The organism is Burkholderia sp. Tr-20355, from assembly GCF_017104685.1.
Taxonomy (GTDB): Bacteria; Pseudomonadota; Gammaproteobacteria; order Burkholderiales; family Burkholderiaceae; genus Burkholderia; species Burkholderia seminalis.
This window is the reverse complement of sequence record NZ_JAAGPK010000051.1, coordinates 24514-48853: the sequence shown is the minus strand read 5'-3', so window position 1 is coordinate 48853 and position 24340 is coordinate 24514. Positions and strand designations below refer to the sequence as shown.

General features: G+C 66.5%; 22 protein-coding genes. 15 read left to right on the top strand and 7 right to left on the bottom strand.

Annotated elements, in window-relative coordinates:
* Positions 1–778, top strand: a 778-nt coding sequence (locus G3N62_RS16110; RefSeq protein WP_206141255.1) for a lipase secretion chaperone, incomplete at its 5' end; no start/stop codon positions are given.
* Positions 779–815: 37 nt separating this feature from the next.
* On the opposite strand, the gene G3N62_RS16105 is transcribed toward G3N62_RS16110, so the two are convergent.
* On the bottom strand, positions 816–2339 hold the full coding sequence (locus G3N62_RS16105) for a PLP-dependent aminotransferase family protein (protein WP_124609438.1): 1524 nt from the start codon (positions 2337–2339) through the stop codon (positions 816–818).
* Between the two features lie 108 nt (positions 2340–2447).
* Here G3N62_RS16105 and G3N62_RS16100 point away from each other — a divergent pair, with 108 nt between their 5' ends.
* From G3N62_RS16100 to G3N62_RS16080, 5 genes are all read left to right on the top strand, one after another.
* Complete coding sequence (locus tag G3N62_RS16100) at positions 2448–3545, top strand: ABC transporter ATP-binding protein (protein WP_034185779.1); 1098 nt, start codon at positions 2448–2450, stop codon at positions 3543–3545.
* A gap of 76 nt (positions 3546–3621) precedes the next feature.
* Positions 3622–4668 (top strand): ABC transporter substrate-binding protein, encoded by a 1047-nt coding sequence (locus tag G3N62_RS16095; protein ID WP_034185780.1) that lies wholly within the window; start codon positions 3622–3624, stop codon positions 4666–4668.
* 111 nt (positions 4669–4779) lie between these two features.
* Positions 4780–6036: an ABC transporter permease gene (locus G3N62_RS16090; protein WP_069705107.1), complete on the top strand. Its 1257-nt coding sequence runs from the start codon at positions 4780–4782 to the stop codon at positions 6034–6036.
* Positions 6037–6073: 37 nt separating this feature from the next.
* Positions 6074–6910: an ABC transporter permease gene (locus G3N62_RS16085; protein WP_049032914.1), complete on the top strand. Its 837-nt coding sequence runs from the start codon at positions 6074–6076 to the stop codon at positions 6908–6910.
* Positions 6911–7158: 248 nt separating this feature from the next.
* The gene (locus G3N62_RS16080; protein ID WP_124668846.1) at positions 7159–8592 is read left to right on the top strand and encodes an MFS transporter; all 1434 of its coding nucleotides are present in this window, start codon (positions 7159–7161) and stop codon (positions 8590–8592) included.
* Positions 8593–8641: 49 nt separating this feature from the next.
* Here the strand turns inward: G3N62_RS16080 and G3N62_RS16075 are convergent, their stop codons facing one another.
* Complete coding sequence (locus G3N62_RS16075; protein WP_124668847.1) at positions 8642–10375, bottom strand: S53 family peptidase; 1734 nt, start codon at positions 10373–10375, stop codon at positions 8642–8644.
* A 648-nt stretch (positions 10376–11023) separates the two neighbouring features.
* Between G3N62_RS16075 and G3N62_RS16070 the strand changes: the two genes are divergently transcribed.
* The 3 genes from G3N62_RS16070 to G3N62_RS16060 are packed head-to-tail and all read left to right on the top strand — an operon-like array spanning position 11024 to position 12206.
* Entirely contained in the window at positions 11024–11347 is a 324-nt protein-coding gene (locus tag G3N62_RS16070) for a metalloregulator ArsR/SmtB family transcription factor (RefSeq protein ID WP_034185784.1), read from the top strand.
* Complete coding sequence (locus G3N62_RS16065; protein ID WP_034185785.1) at positions 11347–11778, top strand: SRPBCC domain-containing protein; 432 nt, start codon at positions 11347–11349, stop codon at positions 11776–11778. Before G3N62_RS16070 ends, G3N62_RS16065 begins: the two co-directional genes overlap by 1 nt.
* Positions 11775–12206 carry a DUF1801 domain-containing protein gene (locus G3N62_RS16060; protein ID WP_124668848.1) on the top strand — a complete coding sequence of 144 codons (432 nt, stop codon included), beginning with the start codon at positions 11775–11777 and terminating at the stop codon, positions 12204–12206. Before G3N62_RS16065 ends, G3N62_RS16060 begins: the two co-directional genes overlap by 4 nt.
* 102 nt (positions 12207–12308) lie before the next feature.
* Here the strand turns inward: G3N62_RS16060 and acnA are convergent, their stop codons facing one another.
* From acnA to G3N62_RS16035, 5 genes are all read right to left on the bottom strand, one after another.
* Positions 12309–15026: an aconitate hydratase AcnA gene (gene acnA, locus G3N62_RS16055; protein ID WP_034185788.1), complete on the bottom strand. Its 2718-nt coding sequence runs from the start codon at positions 15024–15026 to the stop codon at positions 12309–12311.
* 52 nt (positions 15027–15078) lie between these two features.
* Positions 15079–16530: a bifunctional 2-methylcitrate dehydratase/aconitate hydratase gene (locus G3N62_RS16050; protein ID WP_069705028.1), complete on the bottom strand. Its 1452-nt coding sequence runs from the start codon at positions 16528–16530 to the stop codon at positions 15079–15081.
* Positions 16531–16552: 22 nt separating this feature from the next.
* A complete protein-coding gene (locus G3N62_RS16045) occupies positions 16553–17068 on the bottom strand; it encodes a hypothetical protein (RefSeq protein ID WP_034185790.1) in 516 nt (171 codons plus the stop codon).
* 230 nt (positions 17069–17298) lie between these two features.
* The gene (locus tag G3N62_RS16040; protein WP_124668849.1) at positions 17299–18306 is read right to left on the bottom strand and encodes an aldolase/citrate lyase family protein; all 1008 of its coding nucleotides are present in this window, start codon (positions 18304–18306) and stop codon (positions 17299–17301) included.
* A 185-nt stretch (positions 18307–18491) separates the two neighbouring features.
* The gene (locus tag G3N62_RS16035) at positions 18492–19478 is read right to left on the bottom strand and encodes a malate dehydrogenase (RefSeq protein ID WP_006754984.1); all 987 of its coding nucleotides are present in this window, start codon (positions 19476–19478) and stop codon (positions 18492–18494) included.
* A 288-nt stretch (positions 19479–19766) separates the two neighbouring features.
* On the opposite strand from G3N62_RS16035, the gene G3N62_RS16030 reads away from it, so the two are divergent.
* From G3N62_RS16030 to G3N62_RS16005, 6 genes are all read left to right on the top strand, one after another.
* Positions 19767–20591 (top strand): GntR family transcriptional regulator, encoded by an 825-nt coding sequence (locus G3N62_RS16030; protein WP_080287700.1) that lies wholly within the window; start codon positions 19767–19769, stop codon positions 20589–20591.
* Positions 20592–20760: 169 nt separating this feature from the next.
* Positions 20761–21177, top strand: coding sequence for a succinate dehydrogenase, cytochrome b556 subunit (gene sdhC, locus G3N62_RS16025; protein WP_034185792.1), 417 nt, complete (start codon positions 20761–20763; stop codon positions 21175–21177).
* 4 nt (positions 21178–21181) lie between these two features.
* Positions 21182–21550, top strand: a complete 369-nt coding sequence (gene sdhD, locus G3N62_RS16020) for a succinate dehydrogenase, hydrophobic membrane anchor protein (RefSeq protein WP_011355745.1) — start codon at positions 21182–21184, stop codon at positions 21548–21550.
* A gap of 3 nt (positions 21551–21553) precedes the next feature.
* On the top strand, positions 21554–23329 hold the full coding sequence (gene sdhA, locus G3N62_RS16015; protein ID WP_034185793.1) for a succinate dehydrogenase flavoprotein subunit: 1776 nt from the start codon (positions 21554–21556) through the stop codon (positions 23327–23329).
* Positions 23330–23350: 21 nt separating this feature from the next.
* On the top strand, positions 23351–24052 hold the full coding sequence (locus G3N62_RS16010) for a succinate dehydrogenase iron-sulfur subunit (protein ID WP_011658352.1): 702 nt from the start codon (positions 23351–23353) through the stop codon (positions 24050–24052).
* Between the two features lie 12 nt (positions 24053–24064).
* Complete coding sequence (locus G3N62_RS16005; RefSeq protein WP_011548107.1) at positions 24065–24337, top strand: succinate dehydrogenase assembly factor 2; 273 nt, start codon at positions 24065–24067, stop codon at positions 24335–24337.
* The last annotated feature ends 3 nt before the right edge of the window (positions 24338–24340 follow it).

Here is a 24340-nt window from a genome sequence, read left to right as displayed (position 1 = left end):
CGGCGGCCATCTCGCGAAGTCGCGCGCGGTGCGCGATTTCTTCGACTATTGCCTGACGGCGCGGAGCGATTTGAGCGCGACCGCGCTCGATGCGTTCGTCGCGCGAGAAATCGCCGCGCAGCTCGACGGCACGGCGGCGCAGGCCGAGGCGCTCGACGTGTGGCACCGCTATCGCGCGTATCTGGATGCGCTCGCGAAACTGCGCGATGCCGGCGCGGTCGACAAGTCCGACCTGGGCGCGCTGCAGCTCGCGCTCGATCAGCGTGCGTCGATCGCGTCCCGCACGCTCGGCGACTGGAGCCAGCCGTTCTTCGGTGCGGAGCAGTGGCGGCAGCGCTACGACCTCGCACGCTTGAAGATCACTCAGGATCGCTCGCTGACCGATGCGCAGAAGGCCGAGCGTCTCGCGGCGCTGGAGCAGCAGATGCCGGCCGACGAGCGGGCGGCGCAGCAGCGGATCGACCGGCAGCGCGCCGCGATCGACCAGATCGCTCAGCTGCAGAAGCGCGGCGCGACACCCGACGCGATGCGCGCGCAGCTGACGCAGACGCTCGGCCCCGAGGCCGCCGCGCGCGTCGCGCAGATGCAGCAGGACGACGCGTCGTGGCAGAGCCGCTACGCGGACTATGCGGCGCAGCGCGCGCAGATCGAATCGGCCGGCCTGTCGCCGCAGGACCGCGACGCGCGGATCGCCGCCTTGCGGCAACGCGTGTTCACGAAGCCCGGCGAAGCCGTGCGCGCGGCATCGCTCGATCGCGGGGCCGGCAGCATGCAATGACGCGGGCGGCCCTGGGTGGGGGCGGTCTGATGCGGCCTTATGCGGCGCGTGTGATGTCGCGCGGCAGATGTTGCTCGATGGTATCGGCGAGCGTGTCGAACGCGGGCCCGATGCTTTCGTGCGGGACGCACGCATAGCCGAGCAGCAGGCCCTGCCGCGCGGTGTCGAGGTTGCTGTAGTAGCTCGTGAGCGGCCGAACGATCACGCCCGCGTCGAACGCGCTCTGCGTGACCGCGCGATCGTCGCACGCGTCGGGCAGGCCGAGCACCAGATGCAGGCCTGCCTCGTCGCCCATCACCGGGAGCGCGTCGCCGAAGCGCGTGCGGATCGCGTCGATCATCAGTTGCCGGCGCTCGCCGTACAGGGTGCGCATTCGTCTGACGTGCGAGGTGAGGTGACCGTCCATGATGAATTCGGCGAGCACGGCCTGCTGCATCAGCTGGCCTTCTCGGTACAGCTCGGACAGCCCGGTGCGGAACGTATCGACCAGATGTTCGGGCACGACCATGTAGCCCATCCGCAGCCCCGGGAACAGCATCTTGCCGAGGCTGCCGACGTAGATCACGCGGCCGCCGTCGTCGAGCCCCTGCAGCGACGCGAGCGGCCGGCTGCCGTAGCGGAATTCGCTGTCGTAGTCGTCCTCGATGATCCAGCAGCGGTGCTGGCGCGCGTATTCGAGCAGCATCCGGCGCCGTGCGAGGCTCATCACCATGCCGAGCGGGTACTGGTGCGACGGCGTGACGAGCACGAGCCGCGGCGGATGCTGCATGTCGCTCGCGCGCGGGTCGAGCCCTTCCTGGTCGACCGGCACCGGGGCGAGCGCGAGGCCGGCCGCCTGCAGCACGCTGCGCACGCCCCAGTAGCACGGCTCCTCGACCCACGCGCGATCGCCGATGTCGGACAGCAGCCGCACCGCGAGATCGATCGACTGGTGGATGCCCGTCGTGATGATCACCTGGTCCGGCGAGCATTTGACCGAGCGCGCGACGCGCAGGTAGTCGGCAAGCGCGCGCCGCAACGGCCGGTAGCCGCCGCCCGGCGCGTACGTCAGCAGCTCGGGATTGGCTTCCTTCCACAGCCGCGCCTGCAGGCGGCTCCACGTGCGGCTCGGGAATTCCGACACGTCCGGCACGCCCGGCATGAACGCACCCCACTGGCGCCGCGATACGCCCGCGTGCGCGATCAACTGCCGGCCGCGCGTCGACAGGCTGCCCTGCGCGTCCGGCGGCGGCAGTTCGTCGGCGGCCGATGGCGGCGGCGCCGCGCCCGGTGCATGGATTGCCGCGGCGTCCGGCCGCGTGTCGGCCACATAGGTGCCGCTGCCGGTCGTCGTCAGCACGTAGCCTTCTGCCGTCAGCTGGTCGTACACGTGCAGCACGGTATTGCGCGCGATCGACAGGTCGCCCGCGAGCGTGCGCGAACTCGGCAGTTTCGTCCCTGGCCCTAATTCCCCTGTCAGGATGGCCTGCTGCATCAGCTGCAGCAACTGCCGGTACATCGGCTCCGGCGAGCTGCGGTCGAGACGGCCGGAGAGCCAGTCGGCGACGATCACGGTATCCAAAGTGGTCCTACTTGGAATATTGAAATGGTTCCCTAGTATAGAACCGTGCGCACCGTATAGTGGCTCGCATCTCAAAATCATTTGTCGCGAAGCAAGGGGACAGCCACGATGAAGTCCGATGATGTGATCGTCAGCTTTCGCGGCGTGCGGAAGACCTACGACGGGGAAACGCTGGTCGTCAAATCGCTCGACCTCGACATCCACCGGGGGGAATTCCTGACGCTGCTCGGGCCGTCGGGTTCGGGCAAGACCACCTGCCTGATGATGCTGGCCGGCTTCGAATTCCCGACCGGCGGCGAGATCCGCCTCGACGGCGAGTTGCTGAACAACGTGCCGCCGCACAAGCGCAACATCGGCATGGTGTTCCAGAACTACGCGCTGTTCCCGCACCTGACGGTCGAGCAGAACGTCGCGTATCCGCTGACCGTGCGCAAGCTGCCGGCCGGCGAACGCGCGGAGCGCGTCGCGCACGCGCTGAAGATGGTGCAGATGGAGCGCTTCGCGAAACGCTATCCGGCGCAGTTGTCGGGCGGCCAGCAGCAGCGCATTGCGCTGGCGCGCGCGCTCGTGTTCGAGCCGAAGCTGGTGCTGATGGACGAGCCGCTCGGCGCGCTCGACAAGCAGCTGCGCGAACACATGCAGTACGAACTGAAGGCGCTGCACGAAAAGCTCGGCGTGACCTTCGTGTACGTGACGCACGACCAGGGCGAGGCGCTGACGATGTCCGACCGCGTCGCCGTGTTCGACAAGGGCATCGTGCAGCAGCTCGACACCGTGGACCGCCTGTACGAATCGCCGTGCAACGAATTCGTCGCGAACTTCATCGGCGACAGCAACCGGCTGCGCGGCACCATCGCACGCGTCGACGGCGAATTCTGCGAATTCCGGCTCGACGACGGCACGAAGCTCGTCGGCCGCCATATCGGCGAAGCCGCCGAGGGCGCGTCGGCCGTCGCGTGCATCCGCCCCGAACGCATGAGCCTCGCGGCCAGCGGCCACGCCAACGGCGCCGCCGCGAACCGCCTGAGCGGCGAAGCGCGCAGCCTCATCTATTTCGGCGATCACGTGCGCATGCGTTGTGCGCTGCCGGGCCAGGACGAATGCTTCGTGAAGGTGCCGCTGGGCACGGGCGCGCTCGACGCGTTCTCGCCCGGCGCGCCGGTCTCGCTCGCGTTCTCGCCCGAACACCTGCGCGTGTTCGCGTGATCCCGGTTTCCCCGCTTTTCCGCAGCACGTCGTCAACAACAAAGCCCATTTCCACCACGAGAGGAGAGGAACCATCATGAAACGAGCAAGCTTTACTGCACGCCGCACGGCACTCGCGCTGGCACTGATCGCGGTCGGTGCATCGGCATCGGCTGCGGAACTCACGGTCGTCAACTTCGGCGGCGCGAACGGCGACGCGCAGAAAGTCGCGTTCAACCAGCCGTTCGAGAAGGCGACCGGCAACAAGGTCACGGCCGTCGAGTACAACGGCGAGCAGGCGAAGGTGAAGGCGATGGTCGAGGCGAAGCACGTCAACTGGGACGTGGTCGAAGTCGAATCGGGCGACCTGAACCGCGGCTGCGACGAAGGCCTGTACGAGAAGCTCGACTGGTCGAAGATCGCGAAGAAATCCGACCTGATTCCGGAAGCGCCGCAGGTGTGCGGCGTCGGTTTCTTCGTGTGGTCGACCGCGCTGTCGTACAACGCGGACAAGCTGAAGTCGGCGCCGACCGGCTGGGCCGATTTCTGGAACGTGAAGAAATTCCCCGGCAAGCGCGGGATGCGCAAGGGCGCCCGCTACAACCTCGAATTCGCGCTGATGGCCGACGGCGTCGCGACGAAGGACGTGTACAAGGTGCTCGGCACGAAGGCCGGCCAGGACCGCGCGTTCAAGAAGCTCGACGAGCTGAAGCCGTACATCCAGTGGTGGGAAGCCGGCGCGCAGCCGCCGCAGTTCCTCGTCGCCGGCGACGTCGTGATGTCGACCGCGTACAACGGCCGCATCGATGCCGCGCAGAAGGAAGGCAAGAACCTGAAGGTCGTGTGGAACGGCAGCATCTACGACCTCGACTACTGGGCGATTCCGAAGGGCTCGCCGAACAAGGCGCTCGCCGAGCAGTACATCGCGTACTCGCTGACGCCGAAGCCGCAGCAGGCCTATGCGCAGCACATCGCGTACGGCCCGGCGAACGTCGCGGCGATCAAGTCGCTCGACGCGAAGACGCTCGCGAACCTGCCGAACTCGCCGGCCAACGGCAAGAACGCGGTGCTGGAAGACATCGGTTTCTGGACCGACCACAGCGACGAACTCGAGCAGCGCTTCGCGGCATGGGCGACGAAGTAACCGGTCAGGCTTCCTGAAAGGTGTCCTGATGCAACCGGCCGCGCGACGCGTCGATCGTGTCGCGCGGCATTCCGCCGGAACGTGCCCGGCCGGAGAGAACCGTTGAATACGATGACGATCGCGCCTTCCTCGCCGTCGACCGCCGCGCTCAAGCGCGAGCTGAAGGCCGCCGAGGCCCGCAAGCGCACGATGGCGCTGTTGCTGGTCGCGCCGCTCGCGATTTTCCTGCTGCTGATCTTCGTCGTGCCGATCGGCACGCTGCTCACGCGCGCGGTGCAGAACCCGGAGATCGCGACCGCGTTGCCGAATACGGTCGCCGCGCTGTCGGGCTGGGACCGCAAGGTACCGCCGGCCGACGCCGCGTATGTCGCGCTCGCGGCCGACATGACGAAGGTGGCCGACAGCGAGGCGATGGGTGCGCTCGCGCGGCGCCTGAACACCGAGATTCCCGGCTATCGCTCGCTCGTCGCGAAGACGGCGCGCGCGATGCCGCTGAAGGGCGACAACGGCGCGGCGCTGACGCCCGCGCAGACCCGCGAGAAATTCGTCGACCTCGATTCGCGCTGGGGCGACGTCGCATACTGGCAGGCGATCGCGAAGAACGGCAGCCAGGTGTCGCCGTTCTACCTGCTCGCCGCGCTCGACCACAAGCAGGACGGCTTCGGCCACGTCGTGCAGGCCGATCCCGACCAGTCGATCTATCTCGCGATCTTCGGCCGTACGTTCGTGATCGGCATCGCCGTCACGCTGTTCGCGCTGCTGCTCGGCTATCCGCTCGCGTACTGGATCTCGACGCTGTCGGAGCGGCGCGCGAACCTCGTGATGATCCTCGTGCTGATTCCATTCTGGACCTCGGTGCTCGTGCGCGTCGCCGCGTGGATCGTGCTGCTGCAGAGCGAAGGGCTCATCAACAAGGCGCTGATCGGCAGCGGGCTGATCTCGCACCCGCTGACGCTGCTGTTCAACCGCGTCGGCGTGTACATCTCGATGACGCACATCCTGCTGCCGTTCATGATCCTGCCGCTGTACAGCGTGATGAAGTCGATCCCGCCCACTTACCAGCGCGCGGCCGTATCGCTCGGCAGCCATCCGTTCGCCGCGTTCTGGCGCGTGTACGTGCCGCAGACCTATCCGGGCGTCGGCGCGGGCGCGCTGCTCGTGTTCATCCTCGCGATCGGCTACTACATCACGCCCGCGCTGCTCGGCGGGCCGAACGACCAGATGGTCAGCTACTACGTCGCGTACTTCACGAACGTGACGATCAACTGGGGCATGGCGTGCGCGCTCGGCGGCCTGCTGCTCGCGGCGACACTCGTGCTGTACGCCGTGTACGGGCGCTTCACGCGCACGAACGTGAGCCTCGGCTGAGCGCCGCGCACTACGAAACGGGAAGGGGATTCGGACCATGAAACTCGCCAGGCCGCTGTTCGCGCCGCACATGTCGTTCGTCGAGCGCGCGTGGTACGTCGCGCTGCGCGTGCTCGTCGTGCTGACGCTGCTGTACCTGATCCTGCCGGTGCTCGCGATTGTGCCGCTGTCGTTTTCGTCGAGCACGTTCCTCGTCTATCCGATTCCGGGTTTCTCGACACGCTGGTACGAGAACCTGATCGCATCGGACGAGTGGCGGATGGCCGCGAAGAACAGCTTCATCGTCGCGCCGTCGGCCACCGTCGTCGCGACCGTGCTCGGCACGCTCGCGGCGATCGGTCTCACGAAGGCCGATTTCCGCGGCAAGGGATTGCTGATGGCCGTGCTGCTGTCGCCGATGATCGTGCCGGTGGTCGTCGTCGGCGTCGGCATGTACCTGTTCTTCGCGCCGCTCGGGCTGGCGAACACGTACACCGGCCTGATCGCCGCGCATGCGGCGCTCGGCGTGCCGTTCGTCGTGACGACGGTCGCCGCGACGCTGCAGGGCTTCAACCAGAACCTGGTGCGCGCGAGCCTGTCGCTCGGCGCGAATCCGGTGTCGACCTTCTTCCGCGTGACGCTGCCGGTGATCGCGCCGGGCGTGATGTCGGGCGCGCTGTTCGCGTTCGCGACGTCGTTCGACGAAGTGGTCGTCACGCTGTTCCTCGCAGGCGCGGACCAGACCACGCTGCCGCGCCAGATGTTCACCGGTATCCGCGAGAACATCAGCCCGACGATCGCTGCGCTCGCAACGATCCTGATCATCTTTTCGACGAGCCTGCTGCTGGCGCTCGAATGGCTGCGCGGGCGCAATGCACGGCGCGCGGTGTCGTAACGATGCCCGCACGCAACGGCCGGCGCGCCGCCGCGCGTTGCGTGCCCGACGAGGCTCACGTAGCCGGCCTGGTGCGCCGAAGCTTTCGTTTGACTGACTGACGAAGCGGTTGCCTGCACGTTCGATGCGGCTCTGCAACAATACGGTTCGCGGTGCCGCGCGTTCCGTTTGCTGCGCACGGAGCACGCGTTGGTTGCCGCGCCGCTCAATCCGCGACGCCGTGCGTCGCTCGTCAGCCGAGCCTCATCTTGTCCGAATTCGCTTCCCCCGCCGGCGCCCATGAGCCGGCCGTCAACTGGCGCGCGATGTCCGCGGTGCTGCTGGCCGTCGCGCTCGCGACGCTCGACACCGCGATCGCGAACACCGCGCTGCCCGCGATCGCCGCCGACCTGCAGGCGTCGCCGGCCGCTTCCGTATGGATCATCAACGCGTACCAGCTCGCGATGGTCGCGACGCTGCTGCCGTTCGCGTCGCTCGGCGACATCGTCGGCCACAAGCGCGTGTACATCGCCGGGCTCGCGGTGTTCACGCTCGCCTCGCTCGGCTGTTCGCTCGCGTCGACGCTGCCGATGCTGACGGCCGCGCGGATCGTGCAGGGCTTTGGCGCGAGCGCGATCATGAGCGTCAACGTCGCGCTGATCCGCGGCCTGTTTCCCGCGCATCGGCTCGGACGCGGCGTCGGCTTCAACGCGCTCGTCGTCGGCGTGTCGTTCGCGGTGGGGCCGACGATCGCGTCGCTGATCCTGTCGGTCGCCGCGTGGCCGTGGCTGTTCGCGGTGAACGTGCCGCTCGGCGTGATTGCGCTCGCCGTGGCGGTTCCGTCGCTGCCGCAGACGGCGCGCGGCAAGCATGCGTTCGATCCGGTCGCCGCATTGTTCAACGTGATCACGTTCGCGTCGCTGATCTTCGCGCTCGGCGAATTCGCGCAGCGCGGGCCGCTTTCGATCGTGTTCGCGTCGGCCGCGGTTGCGCTCGCGTTCGGCTGGCTGCTGATCCGCCGCCAGGCCGGGCACCCGGCGCCGATGCTGCCGGTCGACCTGTTTCGCCGGCCCGTGTTCACGCTGTCCGCCCTGACGGCCGTGTGTGCGTTCGCGGCGCAGGGGCTGGCATTCGTGTCGCTGCCGTTCTATTTCGAAACCGTCCTGCATCGCAGCGCGGTCGAGACGGGTTTCCTGATGACGCCGTGGTCGGCGATCGTCGCGTTCGCCGCGCCGATCGCGGGCCGGTTGTCGGATCGTTATCCGCCCGGCCTGCTCGGCGCGATCGGGCTCGCGTTGCTGAGCGCGGGCATGGTGTCGCTCGCCGCGCTGCCGATGTCGCCGAGCGTCGTCGACATCGGCTGGCGGATGATGCTGTGCGGCGCGGGCTTCGGCTTCTTCCAGTCGCCGAACCTGAAGGCGCTGATGTCGAGCGCGCCGCCCGAGCGCAGCGGCGGCGCGAGCGGGATCATCGCGACGGCGCGGCTGATCGGGCAGGCAACGGGCGCGGCGCTGGTGGCGCTGTCGTTCGGGATCGCGGGGCGTCACGGGCCGACGCTGGCGTTGATGCTCGGCGCGGGGTTCGCCGGCGCGGCGAGTGTCGCGAGCGGGCTGCGGTTGTTTGCGCCGTCGCATCGCGCGGGAGTGCCGGCCGCGCCGGAACGCGTGCCGGCGCAGCCGGCGGAACAGCGTACGGGACAGTAACGAGCCGGCGCGCGGCAAACGCCGCCGCGCACCGGCCTTCATGCATCGCTCAGAACCCGCCCGACTTGATCAGCTGGTTGAGGTTCGCGATGTTCAGGCTGCCGAAGCCGGTGGTCAGATCCCACCCGGTGCCGGCGGTATAGCCATACCCCTGATAGCCGTTGTTGCCCGACACGACGTCATAACGCACGAGCGACGGGTGCGACGGGATGTCCGCGTAGAAGTTGCCGGCCGGGAAGCCCAGGCCCGTGCCGTTCGCCGCGAGCAGGCGCGCCCAGAAGCCCGTGAAGATCGGCGCGGCGAGGCTCGTGCCGCCGATCTGCTGCAACTGGCCGTAGTTGTAGATGTACGCGCCGGTGCTCTGCGCGGCGTCGAACGAGACGTCCGGCAACTGGCGGTTGCTGCCCGACTGCCACGACGGTGCGGGCAGGATCGTGCTGACGCCGCCGCCGGTCGCCCACAGCTTGCCGTTGCCGTCGAGCCCTTCGTTCCACACGGTCTCGTTCGAGAACGCGCCTGCCGACGTCGTGTAGAGCGTCGTGCCGCCGATCGCGAGCACGTGCGGCGACGCAGCCGGCCACGACACCGTGTAGTTCGCGCCGTCCGGATAGCCGCGGTTGTTGCACTCGTACACGCCTTCGTCGCCCGACGATACCGAGAACGTCTGACCCTGGGCGGCTGCCGTCGTGAAGATCTGCTCTTCGGCGTCGATCGTGCCGTCCGCGTTCGCATCGGTTTCGCACCAGCCCAGCGACACGTTGATCACCTTCGCGGTGTTGTCCGATACCGCGCGGTTGAACGCCTGCGTGAGGCCCGTGTTGCCCGAGGCGTTGAGGTCTGCCATGTAGAACACGAGCTTGCCGACCTGGCCGCCGGCCGAGCCGACGATCGACTGGCTGTCGAGGTCCCATTCGCCCTGGCCGTCCTGGTCGTCGGTGTAGCTGCCGCCGGAGCCGTTGGTCTTGACGGTCTGCGTCGATACCGTGCCGTAGCCGTTGCTCGACGTGAACTGCTTCAGGTCCTGCAGCGTCTGCGACACGCCGCCGATCGTGATGATGCCGACGGTCACGCCGGCCGCGGTCGGCACGCCGGTGGCGTTGTAGAGGCCGGGGAATTCCTTCGGATAGTGGCCCGTCGCCGTGCCGGCCGCGAGCGCCTGCGGCTTCGCGACGTTGCCGATGCGCAGCATCGGCCGCGCCCGCGCGACGCTCTGCAGCCCGAGCACCGAACCGACGATGTCGCCGAGCGCCCGCGGCACTTGCGCGGTCGACGCATTGGCGAAGCCCGAGCGGCCGGCATACTCGAAGTGCACGAGCGACGTGTTGAACGCCGTCTTCACCGTGGCGGCCGTGCCGCTGGCGGAGACCAGCAGGCGGTTCGGCGCAACCTCGACGTTCACGAAGCCGCTCTTGTGCAGATAGTCGACCACCGACTTCACCTGTGCATCGGTCGGCGCGTAGTTGGCGAGGAACTGCTCGTGGGTCAGGTACTGGCGGTAATGCGCGCTGCCGGGCCGGTTCACGTCGCGCGCCAGTTGCTTGAGCTGCGCGGCATTGCGCAGCTTCAGGCTGACGACGACGTTGGTCGTTTCACCGGCTGCCAGTTCGAGCGACGGCGCCGCACTGCGGGCCATCAACTGCGGGCCGGTCAGAAAGGCCTTGGTATGAGTATCGACCCAATCCGTCGTCGCGTGCGCCGCGGCGGCGGCGAACACGAACGGCGCCACGCACGCGAGGCGGCGGGGCGACGGAAGGGGAAGGGCAAACCAGGTGTTCCTTTTCATCGGGAGTCCTTTTTAGGAGAAGCGACGTTACTGGAACCCCCGGCCCTTGTGGGGCCGCGAGCGGTGACGAGCGTAGGGCGTCGGTGTCGTTCGGGTAGCTGCCATTTTCCACAGCTGTCAGTTCTGACATCGGGGCGGCCGCACGCGCGCGCCGCCTCGTGCGCGCGGCCGATGGCCGGCTCGGCGAACGGAACCGGTTCGCCGCACGATGGCCTGGCAACGGGCGACGTTCGCACGCACGAGTCGTTCGTCGTCGCTTCGGAACATGCGCGATCGCGGAGTGGACGGGCGCGTGCATGCATGTCGTTTGCGTGTCCGTCGCTGCGCGCCGAGTCGCACTATGTGGTCAATGGAAGCGGCTTGTCAGGAACCGATGCGCGGATGCACACGAACGGGGCGGGCCATGCGCGAACGTTTCTCGAACTGTGGAACAGCCTGTCGGGCAGTCTTGCAGGCGCCTTTCGGATCGCGTGTCGCAATCGTGGATTAGAGGGGTTATTCGAATTTGGCGGCGGGCGCGAGCCGGTGCGGCAGGCCGCCCGCACCGGCAGGATCGAACGACACAGCTCGCGAAATCCCGCCTTGACGCGCTGCAATCCGCGGATATCCTTCAATCCATAACCAACGGGTTATGGATTTTGGAACGACATGCAGAACGCTCACGACATGCTTTTCAGGACGCTTGCCGATCCGACGCGCCGCGCGCTTTTCGAGCGGCTGTGCGAGGAGGGCGAGCTGACGGTTGCCGCGCTGACGGCCCATGCGGGCGTCTCGCAGCCGGCCGTGTCGAAGCACCTCGGTGTACTGAAGCAGGCCGGGCTCGTGAACGACCGTCACGAAGGCCGGCAGACGCACTACAGCGCGCAGCCGCAGGCGCTGGCCCCGCTGATCGACTGGACGAGCCAGATGGCAGGTTTCTGGCAGAGCCGGTTCGACGCCCTCGAAGATCTGCTCAAAAGGATGGATCAGTAATGAACCAAGCCACTACCGAAACGCGCGCCGTCGTCGTCGACCGCGAACTGCCTCATCCGCCGGAGAAGATCTGGCGTGCGCTGACGCAACCGCACCTGATCGAGGCGTGGCTGATGAAGAGCGACTTCGAGCCCGTCGCGGGGCGCGCATTCAGCTTCCGGGCGGACTGGGGCTCGGTCGACTGCACGGTCCTGACGATCGAGCCGCCGCGCACGCTGTCCTATACGTGGGCCGCGCATGGCCTCGAAAGCGTCGTCACGTGGACGCTCACGCCGACGCCGGCCGGCACGCACCTGCGCATGGAGCAGGTCGGGTTCCGCACGGATCAGGAGCAGGCGTACCGTGGCGCGCAGCATGGCTGGGTCCGGTTCTTCGCGTCGCTCGAGCAGGTGCTGGCGGGCCCCGACGAAGGCACGGAGGTCCGCGCATGAGTACCGCGGACCTCACACCGTCGGCGCGCATCGATGCGCTGATCGCCGGTATCACCGACTGGCGCGGCAAGACGTTCGCCGACCTGCGCCAGACGATCCTCGCTGCGCAAGCGGGCATCGTCGAGGAATGGAAGTGGATGGGCAGCCCCGTCTGGTCATGCGACGGGATGATCGCGGTTGCGAACGCGCACAAGGGCAAGGTGAAGCTGACCTTCATGCACGGCGCGCAGCTCCCCGATCCCGACAAGCTGTTCAACGACGGCCTCGACGGCAATGCGCGACGCGCGATCGATCTGTTCGAAGGCGATCGGGTCGACCAGCGGGCGCTGAAGAACCTCGTGCGCGCGGCGATCGAATACAACCGCGCGCATCTGAAGAAGAACGCGCGGGGCGCGGCGGCGAAGGCGCGCGGCAGCAAGGCGGCGTAGGGCGGCGCAGCGCGCAGGCAAAAAAAGCCCGACACGAGGTCGGGCATCCAAATCGGCCGCAACCGCCGCGAGGCGGCTGCGGCACCTGCAAAGGCAGGGCGCTTACGCGGCGAGCAGCGAGCGCAGCACGAACGGCAGGATCCCGCCGTGCTTGTAGTAGTCGACTTCGATCGGCGTATCGATGCGCAGCAGCACCGGCACGCGCTGCGTTTCGCCGTTCTTGCGGTGGATCACGAGCGTGACGTCCTGCTGCGGCTTGAAGTCGTCGCCGAGGCCTTCGATGTCGTACGTCTCTTCACCGGTGATGCCGAGCGACTGGACGCTGTCCGCGCCCTTGAACTGCAGCGGCAGCACGCCCATGCCGACCAGGTTCGAGCGGTGGATCCGCTCGAAGCTGCGTGCGATCACGGCCTTCACGCCGAGCAGTTGCGTGCCCTTCGCGGCCCAGTCGCGCGACGAGCCCGTGCCGTACTCTTCGCCCGCGAACACGACGGTCGGCGTGCCGGCGGCGACGTACTGCATCGCCGCGTCGTAGATCGACTGCTGTTCGCCGCTCGGCTGGTGGATCGTCAGGCCGCCTTCGACGCGCGTGCCGTCCGCCTTCGCCGGAATCATCAGGTTCTTGATCCGGACGTTCGCGAACGTGCCGCGCATCATCACGTCGTGGTTGCCGCGGCGCGAGCCGTAGCTGTTGAAGTCGGCCTTCTGCACGCCGTTTTCCTTCAGCCACTTGCCTGCCGGCGAGTCTTCCTTGATCGAGCCTGCCGGGCTGATGTGGTCGGTCGTGACCGAGTCACCGAAGATGCCCAGCGCGCGCGCGCCCTTGACCGTCGGGATCGACGCGGCCGGCTCCATCGAGAAGTCGTTGCCGAAGAACGGCGGCTCGGCGATGTACGTCGACTTCGGCCAGTCGTAGACTTGGCCCGATTCGCCCTCGATCTTGCTCCAGAGGTCGCCCTTCTTGGTCAGCTTCGAGTAGTTGTCCTCGAACTTCTTCGGGTCGAGCGCGAACTTGAGCAGCGCGTGGATTTCCTCGCTCGTCGGCCAGATGTCGCCGAGATAGATGTCGCGGCCGCCCTTGCCCTTGCCGACCGGTTCCGTCATCAGGTCGCGCGTGATGTTGCCGGCGATCGCGTACGCGACGACCAGCGGCGGCGACGCGAGGAAGTTCGCGCGGATGTTCGGGTGGATGCGCGCTTCGAAGTTACGGTTGCCCGACAGCACGGCTGCCGCGACGATGTCGTTCTTCGTGATCGCTTCGTTCAGTTCCGGCGTCAGGTCACCCGCGTTGCCGATACAGGTCGTGCAGCCGTAGGCCGCGACTTCGAAGCCGAGCTTCGACAGGTAGGGCAGCAGGCCCGTCTTCGTCAGGTACTCGGTGACGATGCGCGATCCCGGCGCGAGCGACGTCTTGATCTTCGGATCGACCGTGAGGCCGGCTTCGACGGCCTTCTTCGCGAGCAGGCCGGCGGCCAGCAGGACGCTCGGGTTCGACGTGTTCGTGCACGACGTGATCGCGGCGATCAGCACGTCGCCGTTCTTCACGTCGACGCCGTTGCTCGTCGTGTATTGCGTGCCCAGGTCGTCCGCCTTCTTCGCGAAGCCGTTTTCCGCGACCGGCTTCGAGAACAGGTCGGTGAACGTCGACTTGACGTTGCCGATCTCGATGCGGTCCTGCGGGCGCTTCGGGCCGGCCAGCGACGGGGCGACCGTCGCCAGATCCAGCGTCACGACCTTCGTGTAGTCGATGTCGCCGGCCTTCGGGATGCCGAACAGCTTCTGCGCCTTGAAGTAGTTTTCGAACGCGGCGATTTCGGCCTTCGTGCGGCCCGTGCCTTCGAAGTAGTCGATCGTCTTTTCGTCGACCGGGAAGAAGCCCATCGTCGCGCCGTATTCCGGCGCCATGTTGCCGATCGTCGCGCGGTCCGGCAGCGACAGCGACTTCGTGCCTTCGCCGAAGAACTCGACGAACTTGCCGACGACCTTCTCCTTGCGCAGCATTTCGGTGATCGTCAGCACCAGGTCGGTGGCCGTCACGCCTTCGCGCAGCCGGCCCTTCAGCTCGACGCCGACGACGTCCGGCGTCAGGAAGTACACCGGCTGGCCGAGCATGCCGGCTTCCGCCTCGATGCCGCCCACGCCCCAGCCGACCACGCCGATGCCGTTGATCATCGTCGTGTGGCTGTCGGTGCCGACGAGCGTGTCCGGGTAATACACGGTGTCGCCGCCGTCCGTCTTCTTGTGGACGCCGCGCGCGAGGTATTCGAGGTTCACCTGGTGGACGATGCCCACGCCCGGCGGCACGACCTTGAACGTGTCGAATGCCTGCATGCCCCACTTCATGAACTGGTAGCGCTCGTTGTTGCGCTGGAATTCCAGTTTCATGTTCAGGTCGAGCGCGTCCTTCTGGCGGAAGTAGTCGATCTGGACCGAGTGGTCGACGACGAGATCGACCGGGACCAGCGGCTCGATCTTCTTCGGGTTCTTGCCCGTACGCTCGGCGACGCCGCGCATGGCCGCGATGTCGGCGAGCAGCGGCACGCCCGTGAAGTCCTGCAGCACGACGCGCGACACGACGAACGGAATCTCGTCGACGCGCTTCGCGGTCGGCTTCCAGTTCGCGAGCTGCTCGATGTGCTCTTCGGTGATTTTCTTGCCGTCGTAGTTGCGCAGCACGGACTCGAGCACGATACGGATCGACACCGGCAGGCGTTCGATCTTCGTCTTCAGCTCCTTGCCGAGTTGCGGCAGCGAGTAGAACTTGCCTTTGCCGGAACCGCTGTCGAATTCCTTGAGGGTCTTGTGGAGATTGTGGGCCATGGTGATTTTCCTGGGTTTAAGGCTAGGAAACTACGTGTCCTGTAGATGACGGCTAAATCACATACAGATCGACGTACTGATCGACCGGCATCGCTTCGAGCTTTGCCTGGTCCAGCGACACGTCGAGAATCGCTTGTTGCTGCTTGGCTGGGAAACGGCGGGCGAGGTTGGTCCTGAACTTGTCGACCAGGAGCGGGATGCCGTCCGTGCGGCGCCGCCGATGGCCGAGCGGGTATTCCACCGCCACTTCGGCAAGCTTCGATCCGTCCGTGAATTCGATCGTCAGCGCATTCGCGATCGATCGCTTGTCCGGATCGTGATAATCCTTCGTGAACTGCGGATCCTCGACGCACACGGTCTTCGCGCGCAGCGCGTCGATGCGCGGGTCCGCCGCGGCCGAATCTTCATAGTCGGCGGCGGTCAGCCGGCCGAACAGCAGCGGCACGGCGACCATGTACTGGATGCAGTGGTCGCGGTCGGCCGGGTTGGCGAGCGGGCCCTGCTTGTCGATGATGCGGATCGCGGCCGCATGCGTGCGGATCGTGATCCTGCCGATGTCGTCGGTCGTGCGGCCCGCCGCGGCGAGCCGCGCATGCAACTGCAGCGCGGCCTCGGCGGCCGTCTGCGCATGGAATTCGGCGGGGAACGCGATCTTGAACAGCACGTTTTCCATCACGTACGTGCCGTACGGACGCTGGAAGCGGAACGGCCTGCCGCCGAACAGCACGTCGTAGAAGCCCCAGGTTTGCGCGGTGAGCGCCGACGGGTAGCCCATTTCACCCGTTTTCGCGATCAGCGCGAGGCGCACCGCGCGGGACGTGGCGTCGCCGGCCGCCCACGACTTGCGCGAACCGGTGTTCGGCGCGTGGCGGTAGGTCCGCAGCGCGTGGCCGTCGACGAACGCGTTGGACACCGCGTTGATCAGCTCGTCGCGCGTGAGCCCGAGCAGCCGGCCGACGACGGCCGTGGACGCGACCTTCACGAGCAGCACGTGGTCGAGCCCGACCGCGTTGAACGAATTCTCGAGGGCGAGGCAGCCCTGGATCTCGTGGGCCTGGATCATCGCGACCAGCACGTCGCGCATCGGGAGCGGCTTCCGGCCGGCCGCGACGGCCGTGCGGGAAAGCCAGTCGGCCGTCGCCAGGATGCCGCCGAGGTTGTCGGACGGATGGCCCCATTCGGCGGCGAGCCAGGTGTCGTTGAAGTCCAGCCAGCGGATCATCGCGCCGATGTCGAATGCGGCCTGGACGGGATCGAGCTGGAAGGACGTGCCGGGCACCTTCGCGCCGTTCGGCACGATCGTGCCGGGCACGACGGGGCCGAGCAGCTTGGTGCAGGCAGGGTAGGACAGCGCCTCGAGTCCGCATCCGAGCGTGTCGATCAGGCAATGACGCGCCGTCTCCAGCGCGAGCGCGCTGTCGATGCCGGTGTTCAGCACGTAGTCGACGATATCGACGAGTACCGTATCCGGAGCAGGGCGGACGTTGGAGACCGGGGCGGACATCGAGGGGCCGAGGGGAACGCGCTTAGTTCGTTGCCGGCTTCAGTTCGTTCGACTGCGTCGGTGCCGGCGTGCCTTGCGCCATTTCCGGCGTCACGCACTCGTCCGCGAGGCGCTCGCCGCCGTTGGCGTCGGAGAACAGCATCGCCTTGGTCGGGATCACGACCAGCTTGAAGCCTGCTGCCGGATCGTAGAACGTGTCGGCGCCCGTCGTCGTGGCTTGACGCGGCAGCTTGTAGTTCTTCTTCGCCCAGTGAACCGTGACGACCTGGTCGCGCTTCATGTCGCCGGCGAGATCGAACGACAGGCCTTCCTTACAGGACCACTTGACCGCGCCGTCCGGTACCGGATCGACCTTGGCCGCTGCGCGCGCCTGCGCCTTCTTGCTGCGCGGGATGATGCGCTTGGCCGGTGCCGGGCGCTTGGCCGTGGCTTTTTTCGCGGTCGTGGTGGCCGTACCCTGGGCAAACGCGCTCGGAGCCGACACCAGCATCGTGGCGGACAAGGCGCCGATGGCGGTAGCGATCAGGAGTTTCTTCATGGAGTCAGAACCTTTCGATAATCAGTTGACAAGGGCCGGCAATCGAAACCGCCGGCCGGTTTGAAACTGCACGCGCCCCGAAAGCGCGCAGCGGCCGCTATTTTCACCTATTTGGCCGCGCAGATATCAGGTTTTCGGGCTCCGTTACGTTTTTTGTCGTTTCGCAAACCTCTGTCCGGCTTGCGTCCCGGCGAATGCATGAAACGCGTGGTTCGGCCGGCGGCGCGCGCTCAAGGCGCGGCGCCCGCGGCGGCCGGGCCGAACAGCGGCGCGGCCTCGGCCGGAACGGGCTGGCCGGTGGCGCGCGCACGGCGCAGCACCGACCAGTAATAGCGATAACTCGCGCGATCGTGCAGCGTATCACCGTGGCGCGTCGGGCCCCAGTCGGCCGCCTGCGCGGCCAGCAGGATCTCGGCGGCCAGCGCGACCTCGTCGGTGCGCGGCGCGAACGCGTCGACGATCGGGCGGATCTGCGCGGGGTGGATGCTCCACATCCGCGTGAACGCGAATTCGTCGCGCGCGCGGCGCGCATCGCCGGCCACGACGCCCATGTCGCGCACCTCGGTCGTCACGTTGTGCGACGGCGTCTTGCCGTGCGCGTGGCAGGCCGCGGCGATGTCCAGCTTCGCGCGGCGCACGAGCGGATGGTCGAACTGGCCGGGCGAGCGCATCGCGGAATCGGGAATCGCGCCATGGTGCGCGGAGACGAAGTCCATCAGCCCGAAGCTCAGCGTGCCGACCGTCGGCAGCGCGGCGAGCGCGGCCGCCTGCGCCAGCGCGCCGTGCGTCTCGACCAGCACGTCCACCGGGATCGGCTGCGCGATGCCGAGCTCGCGGCGCGTTCCTTCGATGAACGCGGACATTTCCGCGGCATCGGCCGCGGCCGCGATCTTCGGGAGCGTGATGTAGGCCGGTGCACGCGCGGCGCGCAGCACGATGCGGACGTCGTCGCGCCAGTGCGGGTGGGAAAAGTCGTGGATCCGGACGCCGACGCGGCCGAAGCGGTTCTCGTCGCTGCCGAGCAGGTCGGCGACGAGCGCCGCATGCGCGGCTTCCTGGCCGACGGCGGCGCCGTCCTCGCAGTCGAGCGTGATGTCGAATACGGGACCCAGCTCGGCCTGCAGCGCGAGCGACTTGCGCATCAGCTTTTCGCTGCCCGCGTAATGATCGCAGCAGGGCAGGATCGCGGGCGGGGACGCCCCGTCGTACAGCACTTGTGCAGGAGTGAGCGCGGCCATCTGTTCGACGTCAGGGGAGCGTGTCAGCGTGGAGAAAATCGGATTCGGGCAGGTTCTGGGCCGGTGCGCCGTGGGCGCGGGGCGGCAAAACGTGCGCGGATCGGATCGTTCGGCCGGGCCGGCGGCTGGCCGGCCCGGGTCGAAACCGGGTGGCCCGAGGGCCGCCCGGCACCGGCGCGTGATGCTTAGTTCTTCAGCAGGTGGGCGACGCCGTCGCGCTCTTCGAGCAGCTCGGCCAGCGTGCCGTCCATCTTCTCGCGCGAGAACGCGTCGATTTCCAGGCCTTCGACGCGCTTGTACTCGCCGTTTTCGCAGACGACCGGCACACCGTAGATGATGTCTTCGGGGATGCCGTACGAACCGTCCGACGGGATGCCCATCGTGACCCACTTGCCGTTCGTGCCGAGCACCCAGTCACGGACGTGGTCGATCGCCGCGTTGGCCGCCGACGCCGCCGACGACAGGCCGCGCGCTTCGATGATCGCCGCGCCGCGCTTGCCGACGGTCGGGATGAACGTGTCGCGGTTCCACACGTCGTCGTTGATCAGCTTCAGCAGCGATTCGCCTTCGGCGGTCGCGAAGCGGAAGTCCGGGTACATCGTCGGCGAGTGGTTGCCCCACACGGCGAGCTTCTCGATCGACGCGACCGGCTTGCCCGACTTGGCGGCGAGCTGCGACAGCGCGCGGTTGTGGTCGAGGCGCAGCATGGCCGTGAAGTTCTTCTTCGGCAGATCCGGCGCCGACTTCATCGCGATGTAGGCGTTCGTGTTCGCCGGGTTGCCGACGACCAGCACCTTCACGTCGCGGCTCGCGACTTCGTTCAGCGCGGCGCCCTGAACCGTGAAGATTTCAGCGTTCGCCGACAGCAGGTCCTTGCGCTCCATGCCCTTCGAGCGCGGACGTGCACCGACGAGCAGCGCGACGTCGGCATCCTTGAATGCGACCTTCGGATCGTCGGTGATCACGACGCCCGCGAGCAGCGGGAACGCGCAATCGTCGAGTTCCATCACGACGCCTTTGACGGCGGCTTGGGCTTGCGGGAGGTCGAGCAGTTGCAGGATGACCGGCTGGTCCTTGCCGAGCAGGTCGCCGTTCGCGATGCGGAACAGCAGGGAGTAAGCGATTTGACCTGCGGCGCCGGTGACGGCAACGCGCTTTGCGGGCTTAGCCATTGAAAATCTCCAGGACGGATGAAGCGTTGGACGCGAGCGAAAACGCCATTCTATGCGCGTTGTGCGTAGCGTTGCATTGAAGCAGGGCGGAGGACTCGCGATGGCAGACGCGGTGAACCTGGAGACGGCCGTGGCACGTAGCCGGGGACGCGCTGTTGCACCCGCGAACCCTTGCTCGACCGGGAGTGTAGGAGCCGTCACGCGCAAAGTCAAACGGTATCATATGTCTTATATAAGACAGATGTTTTGCGGAAATTGAGTGGACGAAAAAGTGCGGTTTGTGATGAAATGCGCGCCATGACATCGAACCAGGCGAATACCGCGAATCAGACCGGCGCAGGCGGCCCAGGGCAGCCGGGCGCGGGCGATCCCGCACCTTCGCCCGCGGCGTCGCCGTCGCCGACGTTCAGCCCGTTATACCAGCAGATTAAGTCATTGATCACGCAAAGTCTCGAATCCGGCGAATGGAAGCCGGGCGAGATCATTCCGAGCGAAGTGGAGCTCGCGGCCCGCTACAAGGTCAGCCAGGGCACCGTTCGCAAGGCGATCGACGAGCTGGCCGCCGAAAACCTCGTGGTCCGGCGGCAGGGCAAGGGTACTTTTGTTGCAACGCACAACGAGGATCGCGCGCAGTTCCGCTTCCTGCGTCTGCTGGCCGACGACGGCGCCGAACACCCGCACGTGAGCCGCCTGCTCGAATGCCGTCGCCTGCGTGCGCCGGCGGAGATCGCGCGGCAGCTCGACCTGAAGCCGGCCGACCCGGTCGTGCAGGTGCGCCGGCTGCTGGAGTTCGACGGCGAAGTGACGGTGCTCGACGAGATCTGGCTGCCGGGCGCGATGTTCCGCGGGCTCACGTTCGAGCGGCTGAGCGAGTACAAGGGGCCGCTCTACGCGATGTTCGAGACGGAATTCGGCACGCGGATGATCCGCGCGACGGAGAAGATCCGCGCGGTCGCGGCGGAGCCGTCGGTGGCGGACCTGCTGCATGTGCCCGCGGGTTTCCCGTTGCTGTCGGTCGAGCGCGTGTCCTATACATACGGGGACCGGCCGGTGGAAGTGCGTCGCGGCTGGTATGTCACAACCGGGTACTACTATCAGAATGACTTGAGTTGAGCAGCTTCGGCTCAAGCCGAGTGCGTTCGCGATTCCCACGCTCGCGAAGCACGTTTCGGGCCGCCTTTGTTCGTGTTCGCGCAACTATCCAGAGCAGACTTTCGCTGCAGCGCGATATAAAAAGGCGCTAAAATCGCGGATTAGTGTGACAACATAGTAGGGGTCTAGCATGACTGATGCAGTAAGAAAGCCGAGGCCGGAATACCGGAACATCGGATTCGGCGATATCACGATGAAATATCGCATGCCGCTGGCGGCGATATTGTCGATTCTCCATCGAGTCAGCGGCGCGCTGCTGTTCTTGTTCCTGCCGTTCCTGCTGTTCCTCTTCGACCAGAGCCTCACGTCCGAGCTCAGCTTCGAAGTCTTCAAGGCTTTCCTCTCCAACATCATCGTCAAGCTGATCGTCCTCGCACTGTCGTGGGCCTTCTTCCACCATTTCTGCGCCGGCATTCGCCACCTGCTGATGGACGTCAACCACGACGCCGTCACGAAGGAAGGCGGCAAGCGGACGGCCGTCGTCGTCTTTGTCGTCTCGATCGCGCTGACGATCGCCATGGCACTCAAACTGTTCGGAGCATTCTAAGAAAATGGCAGCCAATAACCGAATCGGCTCGAAGCGCCTCGTCGTCGGCGCTCACTACGGCCTGCGCGACTGGCTCGCGCAGCGCATCACCGCCACCATCATGGCGGTCTACACGGTCATTCTGCTCGTCCTGTTCTTCGGCGCGCACGATTTTTCGTACGAAGGCTGGGCATCGATCTTCGCCGCGCAATGGATGAAGCTCGCGACCTTCGTGATGCTGCTTTCCCTCTTCTACCACGCATGGGTCGGCGTGCGCGACATCTGGATGGACTACGTGAAGCCCGTCGGTGTGCGCCTGCTGCTGCAATCGCTGACCATCGTCTGGCTGCTCGCATGTGCGGGCTACGCCGCGCAGATTCTCTGGAGAGTGTAAAGAATGGCTGCAATCAAAACTAACCTGCCGCGCCGCAAGTTCGACGTGGTGATCGTCGGCGCGGGCGGCTCGGGCTTGCGCGCAGCGCTGCAACTGTCGCGCGCGGGCCTGTCGGTCGGCGTGCTGTCGAAGGTGTTCCCGACGCGCTCGCACACGGTGGCCGCGCAGGGCGGTATCGGTGCGTCGCTCGGCAACATGAGCGAAGACAACTGGCACTTCCACTTCTACGACACGATCAAGGGTTCCGACTGGCTCGGCGACCAGGACGCGATCGAATTCATGTGCCGTGAAGCGCCGAACGTCGTGTACGAACTCGAGCACTTCGGCATGCCGTTCGACCGCAACGCGGACGGCACGATCTACCAGCGTCCGTTCGGCGGCCACACCGCGAACTACGGCGAGAAGCCGGTCCAGCGCGCGTGCGCGGCCGCCGACCGTACCGGTCACGCGCTGCTGCACACGCTGTACCAGCAGAACGTCGAAGCGAAGACGCAGTTCTTCGTCGAATGGATGGCGCTCGACCTGATCCGCGACGCGGAAGGCGACGTGCTCGGCGTGACGGCCCTCGAGATGGAGACGGGCGACGTCTACATCATGGAAGGCAAGACGACGTTGTTCGCGACGGGCGGCGCAGGCCGGATCTTCGCGGCGTCGACCAACGCGTTCATCAACACCGGCGACGGCCTCGGCATGGCCGCGCGTTCGGGCATCGCGCTGCAGGACATGGAGTTCTGGCAGTTCCACCCGACCGGCGTGGCCGGCGCGGGCGTGCTGATCACCGAAGGCGTGCGCGGCGAAGGCGGTATCCTGCGCAACGCGAACGGCGAGCGTTTCATGGAGCGCTACGCGCCGACGCTGAAGGATCTGGCGCCGCGTGACTTCGTGTCGCGTTCGATGGACCAGGAAATCAAGGAAGGTCGCGGCGTCGGTCCGAACAAGGATCACGTGCTGCTCGACCTGTCGCACATCGGCGCCGAGACGATCATGAAGCGTCTGCCGTCGATCCGCGAAATCGCGCTGAAGTTCGCGAACGTCGACGCGATCAAGGAACCGATCCCGGTCGTCCCGACGATCCACTACCAGATGGGCGGCATCCCGACCAACATCCACGGTCAGGTCGTCGGCACGTCGCGCGATCACAAGGAACCGGTCAACGGCTTCTACGCAGTGGGCGAATGCTCGTGCGTGTCCGTGCACGGCGCGAACCGCCTCGGCACGAACTCGCTGCTGGACCTCGTGGTGTTCGGCCGTGCGGCCGGCAACCACATCGTCGAGCACGTGAAGAACCAGAAGGAACACAAGCCGCTGCCGGCCGATGCAGGCGAATTCTCGCTGGCGCGCCTGAACAAGCTCGACAAGTCGACGTCGGGCGAATACACGCAGGACGTCGCGAACGACATCCGCGCGACGATGCAGAAGCACGCGGGCGTGTTCCGCACGTCGGCGCTGCTGAAGGAAGGCGTCGAGCAGATGGCCGGCCTGGCGGCGCGCGTGGACAACATCCACCTGAAGGACAAGTCGAAGGTGTTCAACACCGCGCGCGTCGAAGCGCTCGAGCTGGAGAACCTGATCGAAGTGGCGCGCGCCACGATGGTGTCGGCGGAAGCGCGCAAGGAAAGCCGTGGCGCGCACGCACACAGCGACTACGAACATCGCGACGACGAGAACTGGCTGCGCCACACGCTGTGGTACAGCGAAGGCGATCGCCTCGACTACAAGCCGGTTCAAATGAAGCCGCTGACGGTCGAATCCGTGCCGCCGAAGCCGCGCACGTTCTAAGCCGAGTCAAAGGAATCCGAAATGGCAAAACGCATTTTTGAAGTCTACCGCTACGATCCGGACAAGGACGCAGCGCCGCGCATGCAGACGTACGAGCTCGAGATCCAGCATGAGCGCATGCTGCTCGACGCACTGGTGAAGCTGAAGGCCGTCGACGAGACGCTGTCGTTCCGCCGTTCGTGCCGCGAAGGCGTGTGCGGTTCGGACGCGATGAACATCAACGGCAAGAACGGTCTCGCGTGCCTGACGAACCTGAACGACCTGCCGCAGAAGATCGTGCTGCGTCCGCTGCCGGGCCTGCCCGTCGTGCGCGACCTGATCGTCGACATGACGCACTTCTTCAACCAGTACCACTCGATCAAGCCGTACCTGATCAACGACGCGCCGCCGCCGGAGAAGGAACGTCTCCAGTCGCCGGAAGAACGCGACGAGCTCGACGGCGTGTACGAGTGCATTCTGTGCGCGAGCTGCTCGACGTCGTGCCCGAGCTTCTGGTGGAACCCGGACAAGTTCGTCGGCCCGGCCGGCCTGCTGCAGGCTTACCGCTTCATCGCGGACAGCCGCGACACGGCCACCGGCGAGCGTCTCGACAACCTGGAAGACCCGTACCGTCTGTTCCGTTGCCACACGATCATGAACTGCGTCGACGTTTGCCCGAAGGGCCTGAACCCGACGAAGGCGATCGGCAAGATCAAGGAACTGATGGTCCGCCGCGCGGTTTAAGGCCGGGTTGCAATGAGCGACGATTCGCATCAATCCGACCCGCACCGTCGCGCGCGCCTTCGCTGGCGCGCGCGGCGGGGTCTGCTGGAAAACGATATCGTATTCGAGCGTTTCTTCGGCAGATACGAGCATGACCTCACCGATGCAGACGTAGGCGCGTTGTCGCGCCTGCTCGATCTGAGCGACAACGACCTGATGGACTTGCTCCTCGCGCGCAAGGAACCAGAGGGCGACCTAGACAGCCCGGATATTCACCGGCTGTTGGAGATGCTGCGCAACGTGTAACGC

Coding starts and splice junctions, on each gene's coding strand:
- G3N62_RS16100 (WP_034185779.1), top strand. CDS start 2,448: ATGAAGTCCGATGATGTGATCGTCAGCTTTCGCGGCGTGCGGAAGACC.
- G3N62_RS16095 (WP_034185780.1), top strand. CDS start 3,622: ATGAAACGAGCAAGCTTTACTGCACGCCGCACGGCACTCGCGCTGGCA.
- G3N62_RS16090 (WP_069705107.1), top strand. CDS start 4,780: ATGACGATCGCGCCTTCCTCGCCGTCGACCGCCGCGCTCAAGCGCGAG.
- G3N62_RS16085 (WP_049032914.1), top strand. CDS start 6,074: ATGAAACTCGCCAGGCCGCTGTTCGCGCCGCACATGTCGTTCGTCGAG.
- G3N62_RS16075 (WP_124668847.1), bottom strand. CDS start 10,375: ATGAAAAGGAACACCTGGTTTGCCCTTCCCCTTCCGTCGCCCCGCCGC.
- G3N62_RS16070 (WP_034185784.1), top strand. CDS start 11,024: ATGCAGAACGCTCACGACATGCTTTTCAGGACGCTTGCCGATCCGACG.
- G3N62_RS16065 (WP_034185785.1), top strand. CDS start 11,347: ATGAACCAAGCCACTACCGAAACGCGCGCCGTCGTCGTCGACCGCGAA.
- G3N62_RS16060 (WP_124668848.1), top strand. CDS start 11,775: ATGAGTACCGCGGACCTCACACCGTCGGCGCGCATCGATGCGCTGATC.
- acnA (WP_034185788.1), bottom strand. CDS start 15,026: ATGGCCCACAATCTCCACAAGACCCTCAAGGAATTCGACAGCGGTTCC.
- G3N62_RS16050 (WP_069705028.1), bottom strand. CDS start 16,530: ATGTCCGCCCCGGTCTCCAACGTCCGCCCTGCTCCGGATACGGTACTC.
- G3N62_RS16045 (WP_034185790.1), bottom strand. CDS start 17,068: ATGAAGAAACTCCTGATCGCTACCGCCATCGGCGCCTTGTCCGCCACG.
- G3N62_RS16040 (WP_124668849.1), bottom strand. CDS start 18,306: ATGGCCGCGCTCACTCCTGCACAAGTGCTGTACGACGGGGCGTCCCCG.
- G3N62_RS16035 (WP_006754984.1), bottom strand. CDS start 19,478: ATGGCTAAGCCCGCAAAGCGCGTTGCCGTCACCGGCGCCGCAGGTCAA.
- G3N62_RS16030 (WP_080287700.1), top strand. CDS start 19,767: ATGCGCGCCATGACATCGAACCAGGCGAATACCGCGAATCAGACCGGC.
- sdhC (WP_034185792.1), top strand. CDS start 20,761: ATGACTGATGCAGTAAGAAAGCCGAGGCCGGAATACCGGAACATCGGA.
- sdhD (WP_011355745.1), top strand. CDS start 21,182: ATGGCAGCCAATAACCGAATCGGCTCGAAGCGCCTCGTCGTCGGCGCT.
- sdhA (WP_034185793.1), top strand. CDS start 21,554: ATGGCTGCAATCAAAACTAACCTGCCGCGCCGCAAGTTCGACGTGGTG.
- G3N62_RS16010 (WP_011658352.1), top strand. CDS start 23,351: ATGGCAAAACGCATTTTTGAAGTCTACCGCTACGATCCGGACAAGGAC.
- G3N62_RS16005 (WP_011548107.1), top strand. CDS start 24,065: ATGAGCGACGATTCGCATCAATCCGACCCGCACCGTCGCGCGCGCCTT.